Raw genomic sequence first — 16,752 nt, forward strand, 5'->3', positions numbered from 1 at the left:
GATCAGGGACGCTGCTGCGCAAACACGATCATCTGCCAGGCGACGGGGCCGAGCATTTCGTGGCGATGATGGTTCATCGGCAGCGCGCCGCCCTTGGCCACGGCGGTTTCATCACCGCAGGTCCTGCAACGATAGATGCCGCCATTGGCGACCACCTGGCCGGGTTGCCAGTCGCGATCGAAGGCCGGGACATTGGCTTCCCGCAGAAAATTCGAATATTTGAACTGTGCCATTGCAGATCCGCTTGCCGGCTTTTCCAGACTTTCGATACTGTCGCGGCCTGCCGGACCGGGTGCGACATCAAGACTATGCAGGCCCTTGTCTTGACAATTGATGAAATGGGCAGCGCGGCTCGTTTCGATTGCGCCCGTCGGCTCAACGGGTTCCGGTTGCCGTCCTGATGCGTTACAGATCGGCGCATGCGCATTCGTTCCGACATTTTTGTGTCCGCCCTGATCCGTCGTGCTTTTTCCGCAGGCGGTTTTGCTGCCGTTGTCAGCAAGGGTGCGGAGGAGGCTGGCGCCATCTTCATTCGACAGCGGTTTCGCGATGGGCTGGAAAGCGTTTATGGGCCAGCGCCGCAGACTTTTGCCCGTGACGATGATGGGATGCGGAGGTTCGAGGTGCGGCTTGCTCATGCCGAGCCGTCCGCCGTGGATGCGGTCATCGCCCGCGAGGCACGGTTCGATTCCGATCTCTGGGTGGTCGAGCTTGAACTGGATGCGATCGACGACCTGTTCGAGATCGTCAAACCCGACACGAACTGAAACTCAACGACGGTCGGTGCCGGTGCGTGGCGCTGCCGGTTCGGCCGTCGAAGTTTCCGCAACGGCGGTCCTGCGATCCTCGTAGGTGTAACGATCCGCACGACCCCAGGCCTCGACCCGGCGGCCGCACTCGTCGGCATCCAGTGCGTCCCACACATGCTCGGATTGCGGTACATCGCCGGCGAGTTCATCGAGATGGCGATAAAGTCGCTCGAGGATCAGCAGTGCCTCGTTGCGCGGCATGCCGATGCCCTTCAGCGTGGTGGCCAGTTGACGGCCGGAAATGTCGAGCATGATACGTTCGGCAAGCCAGCGGCTGGCGGAGAGCGTATCGGCAAGGGCGGTGGCGAAAAGATCGGTTTCGCGGTTGCGGGCAAAGCGCACCAGCAATGCTTCCTGCATGGCAGTCACGGTGCGCAGGCCCAGACGGTCGCTTTCCGGGCGAACCACATGGGCAGCCATGGCGCGCAGGCGCTCACGCAGCGCTTCGTCGCGGGCAGGGTGTTCGGCTTCGTCCAGCAGCGATGGCGGTGGTGTTGCCGCCTTCGGATTTTCGGCAGTCACCTTGCTGGTGTCCGGAGCATGGCGCAGGCCGACGAGTGCGTCGATGACCATCGGCGACAGATTTTCCCGGCGCACGATGGCGCGAGCATGCGCTGCCCCTTGCGTGCGGGCAATGGTGATCAGCGTCTGGTCGTCCAGGCATTTCGATGCGGCTATGAACGGTGCTGAAAAGGTGATTGGCTGGCTGGCGATGAAGAAGGCGACAGCGGACGGAATGTTAGGGCATTGCGACAGTGCTGCAACCGCCTGTCGGCGCGCCTCCTCGCTGGAGGCCGCGTAAAGCGGTTCGAACAATTCGGCAAACTGACGCAGTTCCGATCTCGAAGGGCGTTCGAGCGCCTCAAAGCTCGTGACGGTGGCCATGAGAACCACATCCTTCCTGCGCATGGCCTGCGGCCTTTCAAGTTCCCGAAACCGGTCCACGGATACTTCCAACAACGCAATACTTTGACACCGAAACCGACCGGTTTGACACATCCGGGCGGGAGGACTGGTTTTGCAAAGTATCGCCCGGCGCACGTATGGCCGGCCGCAAGCTTTGTCTCACCATGAGGCATGAGCATAGGCAGATCAGGGTTAATGAGCGGTGAAGAATGACCGGTTTCGAGACGTCGACCGCCCGTCATCCTCATCTGTCAGTGGATTGTTCGGCCAAACTGATTTTTTCTGCCGGCGGCCGAACCGAAACTTCGCTCATGCGTTTCTTTGGGAGCTTTGCGTTAGCGCAAGCCTGGCACAACTTTTAATAAGGATAAAGTCGCTTATTAGCATTAGTGAATTGTTAATCATCCTGCCTGACATTGGCATATAGGCCCCGAAATATAAGGGTTGTTAGCGAAAAAATCGTGAGCACCCCTGAGTTGCGGAGGTCTTCTGAAGCGGAAAGTCAGAGAAGTCGGCAACCTCCGGTTTCAGGTCAGGATGGAATGTCACTAAGTCCCGTTCAAGGCGAACCGGACATGCTGACGAGAAAGGCGCAGATGACCCCGGCTACGGGATGCGCCGGCCCCTGAAAAGGGCAGGGTGAAATCGGTCCGTCCTTCATCCGTCTCGCAACCCCTATGGAGACGTGCAATGGCTGAGATCATTGTTTTAAAGAAATGGCGTGAACAACATTCAGGCCGCGTGCCGGTCCGCACAGCACAATCGGTAACGGCAACGATTCTGATCTACACGGGTGTTCGTTACGAACGGCATGAGCCGGTCGATCACCGTTCGATGGATCTCACTCCGGTTCGCGCCGAAAACTGAGACTAGCCTGTCTAATGCCGCGTAGGACTTACGTGAGCGCCAGACTGTCCGTGTATCAGTCTGCCGGCAGGCAGCCGGCGGCGGATAGGAAAGCTGCGGCCAGGGGCCGGTAGCTCGGTTGCGGCGCCATGGCGCGCAACACCGCATATCCCTGCGTCAAAGGGGTTTCGATAAGAATGGACTGGTTCAGCCCTTCAGGCATCGCCTTGCGCAAGGCCGTGGCCTGCAATGGTGTGGCGACGATCACGTCCAGCTTGCCGCCGGACGACGTGCGGTCATTGATCGAAAAGGTCTCGTTTGATGCAGGATCGTAAACCGCCAGCGACCAGAATGGCACGCCTGAACCGGCACTGAAGCGCACCGGGCGCTCTTCGATGTCGAAGGAACAGACGGCCGTTTCGAGGAAGGGATCTTCCTGCGCCAGGCCGGCCTCGTCCGGTTTCTGCTCAAGGATGTGGAAGGTGAAGGGTTCGCCCTCTGAAATCACCCGGCTATAGGCGTCACGATCGCTGAAATACGGCAGTGACAACACGATGACGAGATGCAGAAGCGCGGCGCCGACAAGGCCGACCAGAATAGCGAGCAGAATTTTAAGCATTGCCGCATCCGATCTTTTCCACTTTCGGCATCGACAGGTCGATCAGGCCGGAACTACCGGCCGTCGGTGTATCGAACAGCGTCAGCACAAGGCGAAAATTCTGGCGGGGGGCAATGGCCAGCCAGTTGCCGGGCTGGGCAGAGGCGGAAATCTCGACGGAAAAATCACCATTGGCACCACGCAGGACGGTGCGTGAATTCAGTGCCGCCGGCAATTCGGCGCTTTCAGACGGCGGCCGGCCATTGGCGTCGTTGGTGAACAGTGTCCACAGCCGCGCTGGGGGCGTATGGCCGGTCATGCGGTAAGTGCAGTTGCCGTCGAGACGCGCACCGCTTTCATCGACCGCTGCAGTAAAGGTCAGGCCTTCGGCGGTGCCATAGAGCAGCTTGCCGGCATTGGCGCGGTGCGATTTCGCATACGGATCTGCATCAGCTGTCTGCGCGCGTGGAAATGCTTCCCAGGCGCCGAGCTTTATCGCCCCGAAACCGATCGTGGCTTCCAGCGCCACCAGCGTCGACCAGATGCCGCCGCCAAAGGCGATGGCAAGCGAAATGGCAATGAGAAGGGGGACACGCAGCACGTTCTATTCTGGACCTCGCAAACGGTGGCCGAGGCTTAGCACTGATTCTGGTCGGAAGGAACCGGGGAGGGCGTGATTGGCCTTTGACATCGACATGCCGCGACGTTGGCTCCGCTCAGGCTTGCCGGTCGCTGCAGCCGGCAAGCCACTCGTTCATCACCTCTGCCAATCTTTCCGGCGCCTCCATCGGCACCATATGCCCGGTTTTTTCAATCACGACGAAGGCCGAGCCGGCAATTCCTTCGTGCAGTTCGAGTGCCTCTTCACGTGAACGCAGGCGGTCTTCGCCGCCCGCAATAACCAGCGTCGGGCAGCGGATCGCGTCGAGTTCCTCTCGTTCGTCGCGGCGGTCGAGCAACGATTGCCGCCGGAAGACATCACCGCCGAGACGCTGGCCCATTTCCTGAATGCGGGTGATGAGATCACTGCGGCCGGCATTGTCCGGATGAAGAGAGGAGGCGACGGCTGTGGTGCTGAGACCTCGGAAGGCGATGCCATCGGGTTGTTCTGTCAGCGCCTGCTTGCGCTTGGCCTGTATCTCGCTGTCGCCGCGCGCCGACGTGGCGATCAGGATCAGTGCCTCCACTCGTTGCGGATCCTGTCGCAGGATTTCGCGGGCGACATACCCTCCCATCGAAAAGCCGACCAGTACGAAGCGCGGTGGCGCATTCTTGAGAATGGCCTGTGCCATCTCGGCAAGGGTGTCGCCCTCACTGGCAACCGCATGGGTGACCTCGCCCCATTGCGCGAGCGCCGGCTCGATCCCGCGCCAAAGATCGGCATCGAGCATGAAACCGGGGATCAGAAGCAGTGCCATGTCGTGTTACCTCGATGTTCTGGATCAATATCGGACGTATTGACGGAATGTATAGATTTTTAAATCTCGGCTTATGAACGCGTTATAGGTCTTCTGGTACCTCCCGCCTCGAAGGGGTAAGGTATGAAAATCAGATTATTTGTAATATTTGGGGTGACCTATTCCGTGTTGCTTGCCGCGCTGGCCGGCGTCGATAATATTCTGTCCGATCTTCTCGACTGGAACCCAACTGCGGATGGTATCGGCAATCTTTTAGGTCTGCTGTTCTTCGTTGTCGCCATTCTGCTGGCGATGAGCAGGCCGGTTCACGGAATGCTGGGCGGGGCATTGGATTCCTGTGCCTTTCGGAGTGTCTTGTCGGAGAACCGCTGGAGCCTGATTATCGGGGTCGTTCTCATCACGACGATCGTCAATCTCGCGGTTGCGTTGATTTCATCCTCTTACATGGCCGATGAGATGGTGTGGCCATCGGCCTTGCGTGCCGCGGTCCTGTGCGTCGTTTACGGCATCCTCGCACGTGTCATCATCGTCGAAAGTGTGGAGCGCATGCGATATGCGTGAGTGATCGGCCGCCGCGGTTTCAATCTCTGCGGCGGCAATGGCTCCGGTCTTAGGTGGGCACCTGATCTTACGGCTTCAGATCCAGCTTGATCGGGGTGACTTTCACCGTCTGCGGCCGGGCCGGGGCGGTATCGGACACAGTGCCCGACGCTGCGCCTGCAACAACCGGCCCAGCACCCTTCAGGTTCTCTGAAATGCCACGCAGAACCCTGGCCGTTTCGGCTGAAAGCGTGCGCGGACGCACCAGTGCCGGTGCGATCGGCTCGCCTGCCTTGTGGCCGGCGTCTGCGACGGCGGGACCGGTGGCATGGTTGCCGTGCGGCAGCGGGTTTTCGATGCCGGGGATGGGGCGCAGTTCGATGCCCTGATGGGCATAGTCCATCAGTTTCTTGAAGGTCATGGCCGGCAGGGCGCCACCGGTCATGTTGTTCATCGAGGTAAAATCGTCGTTTCCGAACCAGACGGCGCCGGTGTAATTGCCGGTATAGCCGATAAACCACGCATCGCGATAACTCTGCGAGGTGCCGGTCTTGCCGGCCGTGACGACACCGCCATCGAGAGCCGCGCGCCGCGCCGTGCCGATCACCGGGATCTGGGTGAGAATGCGGTTCATCGACGACATCGCCTGTTCTGAAACAACCCGTCGGGCTTCAGGCTCATCGCGGTTGAAGTCGTAAAGCACCTGGCCTTCGTAATTGATGATCTGCTCGATGCCGTGGCGGTGTGACTGCAGACCTCCGGCAGGCATAACGGCATAGGCGGTCGCCTGGTCCATCACGGTGACTTCCGATGTGCCGAGTGGAATGGTCTTGTCGCGGCGCAGCGGCGTTTCGACGCCCATTTTGATGGCCGTATCGGCAATCACGCCGGTGCCGAGTTTTTCCTTTGCAAGCCGCACCGGCACCGTGTTGAGCGATTGCGCCATGGCTGTCAGCAGGCTCACCCGGCCCTTGTAGGAGCGTGCATAGTTCTGCGGCGACCAGCCATTCCAGGTGATCGGTGCGTCGGAAACCATGGTTTCCGGCGTAAAGCCGTTCTCCATGGCGGCGGTATAGGTGAACAGCTTGAACGAGGAACCGGGCTGGCGCAGTGCCTTGGTGGCGCGGTTGAACTGGCTTTCGCCATAATCCCTGCCGCCGACCATGGCGCGCACGGCGCCGCCGTTCTCGATCATCACAAGCGCGCCCTGCTTGACGCGGTAACTGTCGCCGAATTCACGCAGGCCGGACTCGACGGCTGCTTCTGCTGCCTGTTGCAGGCCGGTATCGACGGTGGTGCGCACGACGACCGAACGCTGGTTAATCTTTCCGGCAGCCGCCAGCCGCTGCACTTCGTCAAAGGCCCAGTCGAGAAAATAGTCCGGCGCCATCACTTCGGCGCGGTCAATGGCCGTGGCCGGGTTGCGGCGCGCGGCCACGACCTGGCCTTCGCTCATCATGCCGCTCTGCACCAGGTTGGTCAGCACATCAGCGGCACGCGCACGAGCTGCCGGCAGGTTGACATGCGGCGCATATTTGGCCGGTGCCTTGAACAGACCGGCCAGCATGGCGCTTTCTGCGAGGTTCACTTCGGTAATGTTCTTGCCGAAATAGAATTGCGATGCCGCCGCCGCGCCGAATGCGCCGCCGCCCATGTAGGCGCGGTCGAGATAGAGCGACAGGATTTCCTTCTTCGACAGGTTTACTTCCAGCCAGACCGACAGGAAGGCTTCCTTGATCTTGCGTTCGATCGAGCGTTCGTTGGTCAGGAACAGGTTTTTCGCCAGCTGCTGGGTGAGCGTCGAGCCGCCCTGTACCACACCGCCGGCCTTGGCATTTTCCGAAAGTGCACGGCCAAGGCCGATGAAGTCGATGCCGTAATGGTCGAAGAAACGACGGTCTTCCGTTGCCAGAACCGCCTTGATCAGGTGATCCGGCAATTCGTCGATAGGCACGGAGTCTTCGTGGATGATGCCGCGATGGCCGATCACGTTGCCGTAACGATCAAGGAAGGTGACGGCGAAATCGCCGCGATTGCGCCAATCCTCCTTGGTCTCCTCAAAGGCGGGCAGGGCAAGCGTCAGCAGCACGACAGAGCCGACGGTGCCGAGTGTCATCGCTTCGCCGGCAAATTCGAAGCCGATACGTTTCCAGCCGCGTACGCGAAAGCGGCGGAAGAAGATGGTGATCTCTTCCCAGGTTTCGGCGAGCTTGAAGCCGAGATTCCAGACGGTGCTATCGATCCAGCTGTCCAGCTTCAGGAAAAAATGGCGCTTGCGGCGCGGACGTGGCTTTTCAGCTCCGCTGCCCGGCACTGTTTTTTGGCTCTCTTCGGAGCCATTGTCGTTCTGCACGCCGGCGCTCCCACGTCTCATTTTACATCCGAGCCTTGACGCTTCCATCGGGAAGGATCAAAAGCTGCCAGCAACTCCCATAGGAAGCATTAGCTTATAAAAGGTTGACCGGCGAGATAAGACGCGCCGCCGGCACCGCTTCCGGGACAATTATTTGCAGGCCGCGTTGCGAAAATAAAACAAATCATGGTCGATGAATTCTGGAAGACGAAACAGCTGGAAGAGCTTTCGCCCGTCGAGTGGGAAAGTCTTTGCGATGGTTGTGGCCTCTGTTGTCTCAACAAGCTGGAGGACTGGGATACGGGTGCGGTTGCCTTCACCTCGGTTGCCTGTCGCCTGCTTGACGGTTCCACCTGTCGCTGTTCCGACTATCCGAACCGCCAGGCGACCGTGCCCGACTGTATCCAGCTGACGCCGCAGGAGGTGCGGGAAATTTCCTGGTTGCCGCCGACCTGCGGGTATCGCCTGGTTCGCGACGGAGAAGACCTGAAATGGTGGCATCCACTGATTTCCGGAGACCCGGAAACGGTCCATATCGCCGGAATATCGGCGAAGGACCGGACGGTCAGCGAGAAGGATGTCGATGTCGATGATTTTGAGGACTATCTCGTCGACTGGCCATTACATGTCGGCGAGAAGGCTTAGAAACTGCGTTTTGTGAAGTTATCCCGTAGGGACATAAGGATGTCTTCGCCATTTTGCTGATGTACTGATTGCTGATGAAGCGCTAGAAAAAAATCTGACCCGGCGTGGGGCCGGGCAGGTTTTGTGATCGCACATCGTGGATGGGTAATGAACGCTGAAGGCACATTGGCCGATCGTCTCTACGAGGCGGCGATGATACCGGAACTGTGGAGCGATGCTTGTACCGCGCTGGCGGATACGGTCGGGTCCTCCACGGCTTCGATCTTTACTGTCGATACGCTGGGCAAGCACCGGTTCGTCACCACGCCCAATATTGCCGAGGCGTTCGCCGGTTTCATCGAAAGCGAGCACCGTTTCAACAATCTGCGGCCGATCCGGGCGATGGAGCGGTATCCGTTTTCCTTCGCCCGTACAACCGATCTTATGTCGCCGGAAGAGTATGCCAGCGACGCGATCAATCGTGACTTCATCCATCCGCACGGAATGGAGTGGGAAGCGGGGTATGCCTTTCAGGAACCGACGGGTCACATCGTCGTCATTTCCCTGATGCGTGCCTTCGGGCTCGCGCATTTCTCGCAGGAACAGCTTCAGCATCTCAACATTCTGAAGCCGGATATCGCGCGTGCCGCCTACATGGCATCGCGTTTGGCCTTCAAGGAAGCACGGTCGATGACGGAAACATTGTCCATGCTTGGTCTGCCGGCAGCGGTGATCGGCGATGCCGGCCAGTCACTGGCGACCAATCCGGAGCTTGAGGCATTGTCGCCGCGTATCCGCACGGGAGCCGGAAACCGGCTTTTTCTGGAAAGTGCCGGCGCCCGCGTATTGCTGGATGAAGCGATTGCCCGTTACCGGGCGCAGGCCGCGCCGACGGTGCAGTCCGTACCAATGCTGGGAGAGGATGGCGCATCTCCTCTTATTCTGCACCTTCTGCCCATCCGACGTGCCGCCCGTGATATTTTTTCGCGCGCAATGGCCGTTCTGGCGGTGACAGAGGTGGGGCAGGTCGGTCCGCCGGATATGCGGGTTTTATGCGGCCTGTTCGATCTCACGCCGGCAGAGGCCCGCGTCGCGCGCGGCATCGCCATGGCGCAGACACCTGAAATGGTAGCGGCTTCACTCGGCGTTTCGGTGGAAACCGCGCGCTCGCATCTCAAGCGCATCATGCACAAGACAGGCACGACCCGACAGGCGGAGCTGGTGCTGCTGCTTTCAGGTCTGACGCCCCCGGGCGGCGGGCCGGGTGGGTTCTGAGAATTCATGCGATAGCCGCAGGAGCGCGTTGCGACATTTTATCTTTTGGCGCGCCCTTGACCTTCCCATGATGGGAAGGCCTACATGGGGACGCGAAAGGATCACGCTTCGCCATGAATAGACCCATCGAACCACTCACCAGACCCTTTACGCCGATCGAACCGCTGACCATTCCGGTAGAGGGCATGACCTGCGCTTCCTGCGTGCGTCGTGTGGAAACCGGTGCCGCCAAGGTGCCGGGCGTGGAGAAGAGCATCGTCAATTTCGCGACGAAAAAGCTGACCGTCGAGACCGGCGAGGGGTTCGAGCCCGAGGCACTGGAAAAGGTGATCCACAAGCTGGGTTACGAAATTCCTGCGGGTGCCATGCAGGCGGCTTTGCGCGAGGCGGGGTATGTTACGGTCACGGATGTCCATTCATCCGCTGGCCGGCAATTGGTTCCCATGGCGGGGGAAAGGGGTGATGTTTCAACGCCGCAAGACGGCAGCGCAAACGGGGAGAAGGTGGCCGGCGACCACGCGCACCAGTCTCATGGCCATGCGCATTCGCATGCAGGCGAGGAAGCATCTCTGAAGCGCGATCTTGCCGTCGCCTTCGCGCTGACGTTTCCGCTCTTCCTGCTGGAAATGACGGGGCATGCCTATGAGCCTTTCCATCACTGGCTGATGGAGATGATCGATACGCAGATTCTCTATTACTTCTATTTCGTGCTGGCGACGGCCGTGATTTTCTGGCCCGGCCTGCGTTTTCTGCGGCTCGGCCTGCCGGCGCTCTGGCGGGGTCACCCCGAGATGAATTCGCTGGTCGCCGTCGGTGTGCTTGCCGCTTACGGTTATTCGGTCGTGACGACCTTTGCACCGGACCTGCTGCCCTATGAGGCACAGCATGTCTATTACGAGGCGGCGACGGTGATCGTTACCCTCATCCTGTTCGGGCGTCTGCTCGAAGCCCGTGCTACCGGCCGCACCGGTGAGGCGATCCAGAAACTGGCCGGGTTGCAGGCAAAAACCGCACGCGTCGAGCGCAATGGTCAGGTTGTCGATGTTCCAACGGCCGACGTTCTGGTCGGGGATGTTCTCGTCATCCGTCCCGGCGAGCGTATTGCCGTAGATGGCATTGTCATCGACGGTCAGTCGAATGTCGATGAATCGATGATTTCTGGTGAGCCGCTGCCGGTGGAAAAGGTGGCGGGCGCATATGTCACCGGCGGTACGGTGAACCGCACCGGCTCCTTCCGTTTTCGTGCGCAAAAGGTTGGGCGCGATACGGTTCTGGCCGGCATCATAAGGTTGGTCGAGCAGGCCCAAGGGGCAAAACTGCCGATCCAGGCGTTGGTCGATCGTGTCACCGCATGGTTCGTGCCGGTGGTGATGGTGCTTGCCGCGTTCACCTTTCTTATCTGGCTTCTGGTCGGGCCGGAACCGGCGCTCACGCATGCGCTGATCAGTGCGGTGGCGGTGCTGATCATTGCCTGCCCTTGCGCCATGGGGCTGGCCGTACCGGTATCGATCGTGGTTGGCGGCGGGCGTGCCGCCGAATTCGGTGTGCTGTTTCGCAAGGGCGAGGCCCTCCAGACATTGTCCGACGTTGATCTCGTCGTGTTCGACAAGACCGGTACCGTCACCAAGGGGCGGCCGGAACTGACGGACCTTATCGTCGCTGATGGTTTTTTCGAGGATGATGTTCTGTCGCAGGTTGCGGCGGTGGAAAGCCGCTCCGAACACCCGATCGCCGAAGCTATCGTCACCGCTGCCAAGGCGAGGGGACTTGTCGTGCCGGAGGCGCAGCAATTCGAATCCATTACCGGCTACGGTATTTCTGCGATTGTGAATGGTCGCAACATTGCCGTGGGTGCTGACCGATTTATGGAGACGCTCGACCTTGCGGTATCGGGTTTCTCCGAGGCCGCCGCAAGGCTCGGCCATGCGGGCAAAACACCCATTTACGCGGCCGTGGATGGTCGGCTTGCGGCCATCATCGCCGTCGCCGATCCGCTAAAACCGTCGAGCGTGGCAGCTATCAGGAAACTGCGGGCGGAGGGCATCGAGGTGGCGATGGTGACCGGCGATAACGCGCAGACGGCGCGGGCGATCGCGGCGCAGGTCGGCATCACCAAAGTCGTTGCAGAGGTGCTGCCGGAGGGCAAGGTGGCGGCGATCCATGATCTGCGCGCCAATGCCAAAAAGCTTGCCTTTGTCGGCGATGGTATCAATGACGCACCGGCATTGGCCGAGGCCGATATCGGCATTGCCATTGGTACCGGCACCGATGTGGCGATCGAAAGCGCCGATGTCGTTCTGGTCGGTGGCGAATTGACGGGCGTCGTTTCCGCCATCGCCATCAGCCGCGCGACGATGAAGAACATCCGTCAGAACCTGTTCTGGGCTTTCGGTTACAACGTGGCGCTGATCCCGCTGGCATCAGGTCTGTTTTATCCGGCTTTCGGCCTAACCCTGTCGCCGATGATCGGTGCCGCCGCCATGGCGTTGTCCAGCACATTCGTGCTCGCCAATGCGCTCAGACTGAAGACCGTCAGGATTGGAGGCGAAACATGAATATCGGACAGGCTGCCGAGGCTTCCGGCGTTTCGGCCAAGATGATCCGCTATTACGAGGAAATCGGTCTCATCGCGCCGCCCGCCCGCACCGGCAACAATTACCGGGTTTACGGCACGGAGCAGGTGCATGTGCTGCGTTTCATCAAACGTGCCCGTTCGCTTGGATTTTCGCTCGAAGAGACCGAGACGCTGTTGACGTTATGGCAGGACAAGAGCCGCACCAGCGCCGCCGTCAAGGAGGTCGCCACAAGCCATATCAATGACCTCGAGCGCCGTATCGCCGAAATGCAGGGCATGGTGAAGACGCTCAAGACCCTTGCGCATTGCTGCGGTGGCGATCACCGACCTGATTGCCCGATCCTGGACGATCTGGCCGGCGACAGCACCGCATCGGCCGACAATCAATCTCATATCCATTATGCATAAGGAATTTTGACATGACTGCCATCTTTACCGTTTCCGACATGACCTGTGGCCACTGCGAAAAGACTGTGCGTGGAGCGCTGGCGGAAGTCCTGCCGGGCGCGACCGTTACCGTTGATCTGTCCGCTCACAAGGTGACGGTGGAAGGTGACGCGGCGACGGCGGAAGAGGCGATCCGCGAAGCAGGGTATTCACCGGAACGGGCCGGGTAAGCGCAAACCTTCACCCGTCACATCCGCAACATCGTGTAATTCGTATAGGCACTGACAAACAATGCCCGCGCCAACGCACGATCGATTTCGCGGCTCATGCAACGTTCGCAGGCATCGATGGCCAGTTCGTAATTGCTGACCGGCGCAATTGCGGAGCAGTCGCGCAGGTAACGAAGGGCATCATGTGGTCCGAATATCGGCTTTTCGGCGCCGTCGTCACTCAAAACGTAGACCGGCATGCTCCATCTCAGCTCGAAATCTACTCTGACGATAGCGTCCATAGCCGAAACCTCCCCGGGGCCATACGCTTCCAAATCAGTCACTCGCAAATCAGTTGTACCCTTAAAATACCACGGGTTGATTCCGCTGTCTTCTTAAATTCGATTTATCTAATAAATTGCCGAATAAGAGTATTTGTCAGATTATCCGTCGGTCTTCGTGCTGCGGGAAAGTAATCGTGCGGTGGCAGGTCCGGTAATCACAACGAAGATGAAGCGGGTGACCTGCATCGCCATGACAAATGGCACGTCGACATTGGTGGAGGCGGCGATGATGGCGACGCTGTCGGCGCCACCGGGGCTGGTGGCGAGGTAGGCGGAGAGCGGGTCGATGCCGGCGAAGTAGACGAGGCCGGCCGCAAAACAGCCGCAGATGGCAATCAGCGAAAAGACCGAAAGAAGCACGCGAGGCAGGGCGCGCGCGGCGTGCGCCACCACATCGCGGGTAAAGCGCATGCCGATCCCCCAGCCGATCACCGCAAAGCTGAGAGCCAGAATCCAGGGCGGCAGAACGATCGGCATCACGCCGGAAAACTTGATTGCCATGCCGACGGCCAGCGGCAGCAGAAGCGCGCCGCCGGGCAGTTTCAGCCGCATGCCGATCCAGCCTGCGAGCAAGGCCGCCGCAACGGTCGCGGCAAAGGCCAGCCAGTCGACCGCGGGAAACCAGAGGATCGATTGTTCTTCCACCACCGTCACGCCCATGAAACGCGCAACCACGGTTGCCGCCAGCACCACGCACACGACCCGCACATACTGCATGAAGGCGACGAGGCGCATGTCGGCGCCATAACCGGCGGACATCAGCGTCATCGCGGCGGCGGCACCCGGAGAAGAGCCCCAGATGGCAGTCGTGCCGGGAAAAAGCTTGGTGCGCGCCATCAGCCAGCCGAGAAAGGCTGCGGCGGCAACGGTGGAAAACACGCCGACGACAAAGATCGGCCAATCGGACTGCAGTTCGCTGAACAGTGAAGGCGGCATGTTGCTGGCGATCATCATGCCGACAATCCCCTGCGCTGCCGTAAAGCTCCTGCTGCCGATGCGCACACCGCCGCCCAGCGTCGCCATCAGCACCGCCGTCGCCATCGGACCCAGCAGCAGGGCTGCGGGCAGGTGCACCAGTTCAAGCAGGAAAACGAAAACGGCGGATACGAGCAGCAGCGCTGCCCAGCGCAGCCCAACAGGCCAAGTCACAGGGCGCATCATCTGGAAGGCGCGGCCGGCTGGATTTTTGTCTGTCAAAACATGCTCCGTCGGTGGCGGCGGGATCCGGCACCAAGGAGAAACCGGCATTTCGCATCAGCAGGGAAAGCCGGGCTTTCTCCGGTTGCTTTCGTCGTAACCATGTTCTTGGAACAGGCGCAAGGCTGGGATGCGGTGAAATCGATGTCATGCCAACGATCGGGTGTCGGACTGATGCTGCGGCGCCGCAAAATATGTCGTTGTGGTTGTGCCCGCATGCCTGTGCAGCGATTTGCGCGCGCTTTGCTGTTCGGCGGCGTTTACTTCCGCTCTGCTCTCGCATAGTCAGCGCGCTAGAAACAGATTTCTGGATGAAGACCATGTTGATAAAGCAGAGTGATTATCACCGGATCTACAGGGTGATCCACAGCCTGCTGACCGCCAATAACGCCGATCCGGCGACAGCATCCATGTATTTTTCCAGTTTTGGCGCCTTCATTCTGGAGCATCATTTCAAGGTGAAGGCCAAACCGAAGGGCGGGCTTGCTGCCTATAATCTCGGGGGTAAGCTGATGCTGTTTGCCGATCACCGCGAGGACGGCCATGTGACCGGTGCCGGCGAAAACTTTCACTGCTGGGTGGAGGCCGACGGCTGGGCGATCGATTTCATGGCGCCGGCCTTGCCGCAGACTGCTCCAGAATTGCAGGTACCGGCAAAGATGTTCCAGCGACCGCTGTCGGCGATGGCGCAAAGCATCAATGATCTCAAGCAATCCGGTGATTTCTTCTATCAGACGGAGCCGGAGGCGATGGCCCGCCGCTTTGCCGAATGGCACAAACATGCCGCCATCGGCGATCTGGCATCCGTTGCCGCCGGCTGGTTCCGCAAATCGCCGCGCCAGATGCCGGCGACGCTTTCGGTCTCCGATCGCGATGGCAAGGCGCGGATGATTGCGTTGTCGGGCAACATGCTGAGCGGCAGCTGGTAGGCTGCTTGTTTCCCGGTAGTTTTGCTTCTCTGCCTTAACGCGCACCTCGGTTTACTGCTCGCTTATGCCTCGCATTTTGCTGCTTGACCTCAACTGCGGTTGAGGTCGTAGTTTCCGCGGCCTGATCGAAAGGACAGGTCATGGATTTGGTGGAAGAAAGTGTGCGACGGCGTATCAGCGCGCGGAGCGAGCAGCTGACGGCGCGATATCAGCTCGGCGCGGCCGTCGCACAGGCCGAAGGGAGCGAGCGGATGGATGGCGTGGCAGTGGCCAAGCGTGATGGGGTTTCGGTGGAGGAAAGCTGGCCGGTGCTTCTGTCCGGCCGCAATGCCGTCATGCTGGCGCTGGTTTCGACCGGCATTGGCCTGCACGCGTTCAACCAGTTTGCAATCGTTGCGGCCATGCCGCTGGCTGCGGCGGAACTCGGCGGCACACATCTGTTCAGTTGGGCCTATGGGCTTTATTTCATCGGCTCCATTGCAGGTGGCACCGCGGCTGCCGCGTTTCGCGACCGCGCCGGTCTGACAGCATCGATGATCATCTCCTGCCTGATCTTCGCCGTGGGCGGTCTGGCCGCACTGGCGGCGCCGACTTTCGGTTTTATTCTGGCGGGGCGTCTGCTGCAGGGCGTTGCCGATGGTTTGATCGTCGCCATTGCCTATAGCCTGATCCCCGGCAATTTTCGGCCCGGCCTGATCGCAAAGGTGTTTGCCGCCGAAGCAATGGTGTGGGCCGTTGCATCTGTTCTGGGGCCGCTTGTTGGTGGTTGGCTGACCGAAACCTTTTCCTGGCGCATCTCCTTCCTTGCGGTCGGGCCCTTCCTGCTGCTGCTCGTGGTGCTGACGCCGATCGCCAAACCGGCGTCGTCAGGGCAGGCCAGGGTGGCGGTTGCGCCGTTTGCGATCGGCCTGCTGATCGCCGGATCGCTGGTTCTCTCCCTGTCTTCCATCACGTCGATGGGGTTGGGTCAGGCATTGGCGGTGGTGTGTGGCGCGGCATTGTTTGTCGTGGCCATGGTTCTGGATGGGCGCATCGGCCCGAAATTGCTGCCGCCAGGGGCATTCCAGGCAAAGTCTGTCTTCGGTTGCGGCCTCTGGGTGTTGCTGCTGATGTCCGCCAGCCACTCGGTCGGCGCGGTTTATCTGGCGCTGGCGATTTCGGAGATTTGGGCCTATCGGCCGACCATCGTCGGGGCGCTCGTCCTGCTGATGGCGCTGACATGGAGTGTTGTCGCCGTTTTCTCCAGCCGCAACCCCTCGGCAGACCGCCAGGATGCCCGCACCCGCATGGGACCGCTGTTTCTGGTCGTGGGCTTTGTCGCCATTGCTTTTGGCCTGACCGCGCATTCCATCGCGATGGTCGTGATCAGCCAGATACTGATCGGAACCGGTTTCGGATTGGCTTGGGCGAATGTCAACCGGGCAGCGCTCGCCGATACGCCGGTCGATGAGCGCGATCGGGCAGGGGCATTGCTGCCGACCGTCTCCACGGCCGGTTATGCCATTGGCGCCGGTCTTGCCGGACTGGTGGCGATGGCCACGGGTCTGGTGGCAAAGCTGGAAAGCATTGCACCGGATGCGGCACTTGTCCCCTCGATCGCGCTGCCATCGTTGTGGCTTTACGGTCTGGCTGCCGGCGGCGCCGGGATCGCGTTCCTGTTCTCTTTGGGCGTGAAACTGCCGCGATGAACCTTAGGCATTGCAAAAGGGCAGCGAAACCAGTTCGCTGCCCTTCGAGTTTTG

At 60.2% G+C, this 16,752-nt stretch carries 18 protein-coding genes; 10 read left to right on the forward strand and 8 right to left on the reverse strand.

Annotated elements, in window-relative coordinates; genetic code table 11:
- Nucleotides 1–2: 2 nt before the first annotated feature.
- Nucleotides 3–233 (reverse strand): hypothetical protein, encoded by a 231-nt coding sequence (locus ACRQ1B_RS03610; protein WP_432292297.1) that lies wholly within the window; start codon nt 231–233, stop codon nt 3–5.
- A 186-nt stretch (nt 234–419) separates the two neighbouring features.
- On the opposite strand from ACRQ1B_RS03610, the gene ACRQ1B_RS03615 reads away from it, so the two are divergent.
- Complete coding sequence (locus ACRQ1B_RS03615) at nt 420–767, forward strand: DUF1491 family protein (RefSeq protein WP_432292298.1); 348 nt, start codon at nt 420–422, stop codon at nt 765–767.
- A 3-nt stretch (nt 768–770) separates the two neighbouring features.
- On the opposite strand, the gene ACRQ1B_RS03620 is transcribed toward ACRQ1B_RS03615, so the two are convergent.
- Nucleotides 771–1,694, reverse strand: a complete 924-nt coding sequence (locus tag ACRQ1B_RS03620; protein ID WP_432292299.1) for a DUF2336 domain-containing protein — start codon at nt 1,692–1,694, stop codon at nt 771–773.
- Between the two features lie 711 nt (nt 1,695–2,405).
- Here ACRQ1B_RS03620 and ACRQ1B_RS03625 point away from each other — a divergent pair.
- The gene (locus ACRQ1B_RS03625; RefSeq protein WP_432292300.1) at nt 2,406–2,582 is read left to right on the forward strand and encodes a hypothetical protein; all 177 of its coding nucleotides are present in this window, start codon (nt 2,406–2,408) and stop codon (nt 2,580–2,582) included.
- A 55-nt stretch (nt 2,583–2,637) separates the two neighbouring features.
- On the opposite strand, the gene ACRQ1B_RS03630 is transcribed toward ACRQ1B_RS03625, so the two are convergent.
- From ACRQ1B_RS03630 to ACRQ1B_RS03640, 3 genes are all read right to left on the reverse strand, one after another.
- On the reverse strand, nt 2,638–3,180 hold the full coding sequence (locus tag ACRQ1B_RS03630) for a DUF1254 domain-containing protein (RefSeq protein ID WP_432292301.1): 543 nt from the start codon (nt 3,178–3,180) through the stop codon (nt 2,638–2,640).
- Complete coding sequence (locus ACRQ1B_RS03635; RefSeq protein ID WP_432292302.1) at nt 3,173–3,760, reverse strand: DUF1214 domain-containing protein; 588 nt, start codon at nt 3,758–3,760, stop codon at nt 3,173–3,175. Before ACRQ1B_RS03635 ends, ACRQ1B_RS03630 begins: the two co-directional genes overlap by 8 nt.
- 115 nt (nt 3,761–3,875) lie before the next feature.
- A complete protein-coding gene (locus tag ACRQ1B_RS03640) occupies nt 3,876–4,577 on the reverse strand; it encodes an alpha/beta fold hydrolase (RefSeq protein ID WP_432292303.1) in 702 nt (233 codons plus the stop codon).
- 123 nt (nt 4,578–4,700) lie between these two features.
- Here ACRQ1B_RS03640 and ACRQ1B_RS03645 point away from each other — a divergent pair, with 123 nt between their 5' ends.
- Entirely contained in the window at nt 4,701–5,138 is a 438-nt protein-coding gene (locus ACRQ1B_RS03645) for a hypothetical protein (protein WP_432292304.1), read from the forward strand.
- 67 nt (nt 5,139–5,205) lie between these two features.
- Here ACRQ1B_RS03645 and ACRQ1B_RS03650 read toward each other — a convergent pair whose 3' ends face one another.
- Nucleotides 5,206–7,491: a transglycosylase domain-containing protein gene (locus ACRQ1B_RS03650; RefSeq protein WP_432292305.1), complete on the reverse strand. Its 2,286-nt coding sequence runs from the start codon at nt 7,489–7,491 to the stop codon at nt 5,206–5,208.
- Between the two features lie 165 nt (nt 7,492–7,656).
- Here ACRQ1B_RS03650 and ACRQ1B_RS03655 point away from each other — a divergent pair, with 165 nt between their 5' ends.
- The 5 genes from ACRQ1B_RS03655 (at nt 7,657) to ACRQ1B_RS03675 (ending at nt 12,561) form a co-directional block, all read left to right on the forward strand.
- Nucleotides 7,657–8,115 (forward strand): YcgN family cysteine cluster protein, encoded by a 459-nt coding sequence (locus ACRQ1B_RS03655; protein WP_432292306.1) that lies wholly within the window; start codon nt 7,657–7,659, stop codon nt 8,113–8,115.
- Nucleotides 8,116–8,262: 147 nt separating this feature from the next.
- Entirely contained in the window at nt 8,263–9,369 is a 1,107-nt protein-coding gene (locus ACRQ1B_RS03660; protein WP_432292307.1) for a helix-turn-helix transcriptional regulator, read from the forward strand.
- Between the two features lie 113 nt (nt 9,370–9,482).
- Nucleotides 9,483–11,924, forward strand: a complete 2,442-nt coding sequence (locus tag ACRQ1B_RS03665) for a heavy metal translocating P-type ATPase (protein ID WP_432292308.1) — start codon at nt 9,483–9,485, stop codon at nt 11,922–11,924.
- Complete coding sequence (cueR, locus tag ACRQ1B_RS03670) at nt 11,921–12,352, forward strand: Cu(I)-responsive transcriptional regulator (protein ID WP_432292309.1); 432 nt, start codon at nt 11,921–11,923, stop codon at nt 12,350–12,352. The genes ACRQ1B_RS03665 and cueR overlap by 4 nt, the downstream gene beginning before the upstream one ends.
- 11 nt (nt 12,353–12,363) lie before the next feature.
- Nucleotides 12,364–12,561 carry a heavy-metal-associated domain-containing protein gene (locus ACRQ1B_RS03675; RefSeq protein WP_432292310.1) on the forward strand — a complete coding sequence of 66 codons (198 nt, stop codon included), beginning with the start codon at nt 12,364–12,366 and terminating at the stop codon, nt 12,559–12,561.
- A gap of 17 nt (nt 12,562–12,578) precedes the next feature.
- On the opposite strand, the gene ACRQ1B_RS03680 is transcribed toward ACRQ1B_RS03675, so the two are convergent.
- Together ACRQ1B_RS03680 and ACRQ1B_RS03685 are read right to left on the reverse strand one after the other, a co-directional pair.
- Nucleotides 12,579–12,842 carry a hypothetical protein gene (locus tag ACRQ1B_RS03680; protein ID WP_432292311.1) on the reverse strand — a complete coding sequence of 88 codons (264 nt, stop codon included), beginning with the start codon at nt 12,840–12,842 and terminating at the stop codon, nt 12,579–12,581.
- 141 nt (nt 12,843–12,983) lie between these two features.
- Nucleotides 12,984–14,081 (reverse strand): AbrB family transcriptional regulator, encoded by a 1,098-nt coding sequence (locus ACRQ1B_RS03685; RefSeq protein ID WP_432292312.1) that lies wholly within the window; start codon nt 14,079–14,081, stop codon nt 12,984–12,986.
- A gap of 320 nt (nt 14,082–14,401) precedes the next feature.
- On the opposite strand from ACRQ1B_RS03685, the gene ACRQ1B_RS03690 reads away from it, so the two are divergent.
- Both ACRQ1B_RS03690 and ACRQ1B_RS03695 read left to right on the forward strand, forming a co-directional pair.
- On the forward strand, nt 14,402–15,010 hold the full coding sequence (locus tag ACRQ1B_RS03690) for a DUF2026 family protein (protein WP_432292313.1): 609 nt from the start codon (nt 14,402–14,404) through the stop codon (nt 15,008–15,010).
- 140 nt (nt 15,011–15,150) lie between these two features.
- The gene (locus tag ACRQ1B_RS03695; protein ID WP_432292314.1) at nt 15,151–16,698 is read left to right on the forward strand and encodes an MFS transporter; all 1,548 of its coding nucleotides are present in this window, start codon (nt 15,151–15,153) and stop codon (nt 16,696–16,698) included.
- Nucleotides 16,699–16,752 lie beyond the last annotated feature (54 nt).

Origin of the sequence: Endobacterium panacihumi (assembly GCF_050847465.1) — a bacterium.
Classification (GTDB): domain Bacteria; phylum Pseudomonadota; class Alphaproteobacteria; order Rhizobiales; family Rhizobiaceae; genus Neorhizobium; species Neorhizobium panacihumi.

Excerpts from the sequence above, each read along its gene's own strand:
- ACRQ1B_RS03610 (WP_432292297.1), bottom strand. The coding sequence starts at position 233 with ATGGCACAGTTCAAATATTCGAATTTTCTGCGGGAAGCCAATGTCCCG.
- ACRQ1B_RS03615 (WP_432292298.1), top strand. The coding sequence starts at position 420 with ATGCGCATTCGTTCCGACATTTTTGTGTCCGCCCTGATCCGTCGTGCT.
- ACRQ1B_RS03620 (WP_432292299.1), bottom strand. The coding sequence starts at position 1,694 with ATGGCCACCGTCACGAGCTTTGAGGCGCTCGAACGCCCTTCGAGATCG.
- ACRQ1B_RS03625 (WP_432292300.1), top strand. The coding sequence starts at position 2,406 with ATGGCTGAGATCATTGTTTTAAAGAAATGGCGTGAACAACATTCAGGC.
- ACRQ1B_RS03630 (WP_432292301.1), bottom strand. The coding sequence starts at position 3,180 with ATGCTTAAAATTCTGCTCGCTATTCTGGTCGGCCTTGTCGGCGCCGCG.
- ACRQ1B_RS03640 (WP_432292303.1), bottom strand. The coding sequence starts at position 4,577 with ATGGCACTGCTTCTGATCCCCGGTTTCATGCTCGATGCCGATCTTTGG.
- ACRQ1B_RS03645 (WP_432292304.1), top strand. The coding sequence starts at position 4,701 with ATGAAAATCAGATTATTTGTAATATTTGGGGTGACCTATTCCGTGTTG.
- ACRQ1B_RS03650 (WP_432292305.1), bottom strand. The coding sequence starts at position 7,491 with ATGAGACGTGGGAGCGCCGGCGTGCAGAACGACAATGGCTCCGAAGAG.
- ACRQ1B_RS03655 (WP_432292306.1), top strand. The coding sequence starts at position 7,657 with ATGGTCGATGAATTCTGGAAGACGAAACAGCTGGAAGAGCTTTCGCCC.
- ACRQ1B_RS03660 (WP_432292307.1), top strand. The coding sequence starts at position 8,263 with ATGAACGCTGAAGGCACATTGGCCGATCGTCTCTACGAGGCGGCGATG.
- ACRQ1B_RS03665 (WP_432292308.1), top strand. The coding sequence starts at position 9,483 with ATGAATAGACCCATCGAACCACTCACCAGACCCTTTACGCCGATCGAA.
- cueR (WP_432292309.1), top strand. The coding sequence starts at position 11,921 with ATGAATATCGGACAGGCTGCCGAGGCTTCCGGCGTTTCGGCCAAGATG.
- ACRQ1B_RS03675 (WP_432292310.1), top strand. The coding sequence starts at position 12,364 with ATGACTGCCATCTTTACCGTTTCCGACATGACCTGTGGCCACTGCGAA.
- ACRQ1B_RS03680 (WP_432292311.1), bottom strand. The coding sequence starts at position 12,842 with ATGGACGCTATCGTCAGAGTAGATTTCGAGCTGAGATGGAGCATGCCG.
- ACRQ1B_RS03690 (WP_432292313.1), top strand. The coding sequence starts at position 14,402 with ATGTTGATAAAGCAGAGTGATTATCACCGGATCTACAGGGTGATCCAC.
- ACRQ1B_RS03695 (WP_432292314.1), top strand. The coding sequence starts at position 15,151 with ATGGATTTGGTGGAAGAAAGTGTGCGACGGCGTATCAGCGCGCGGAGC.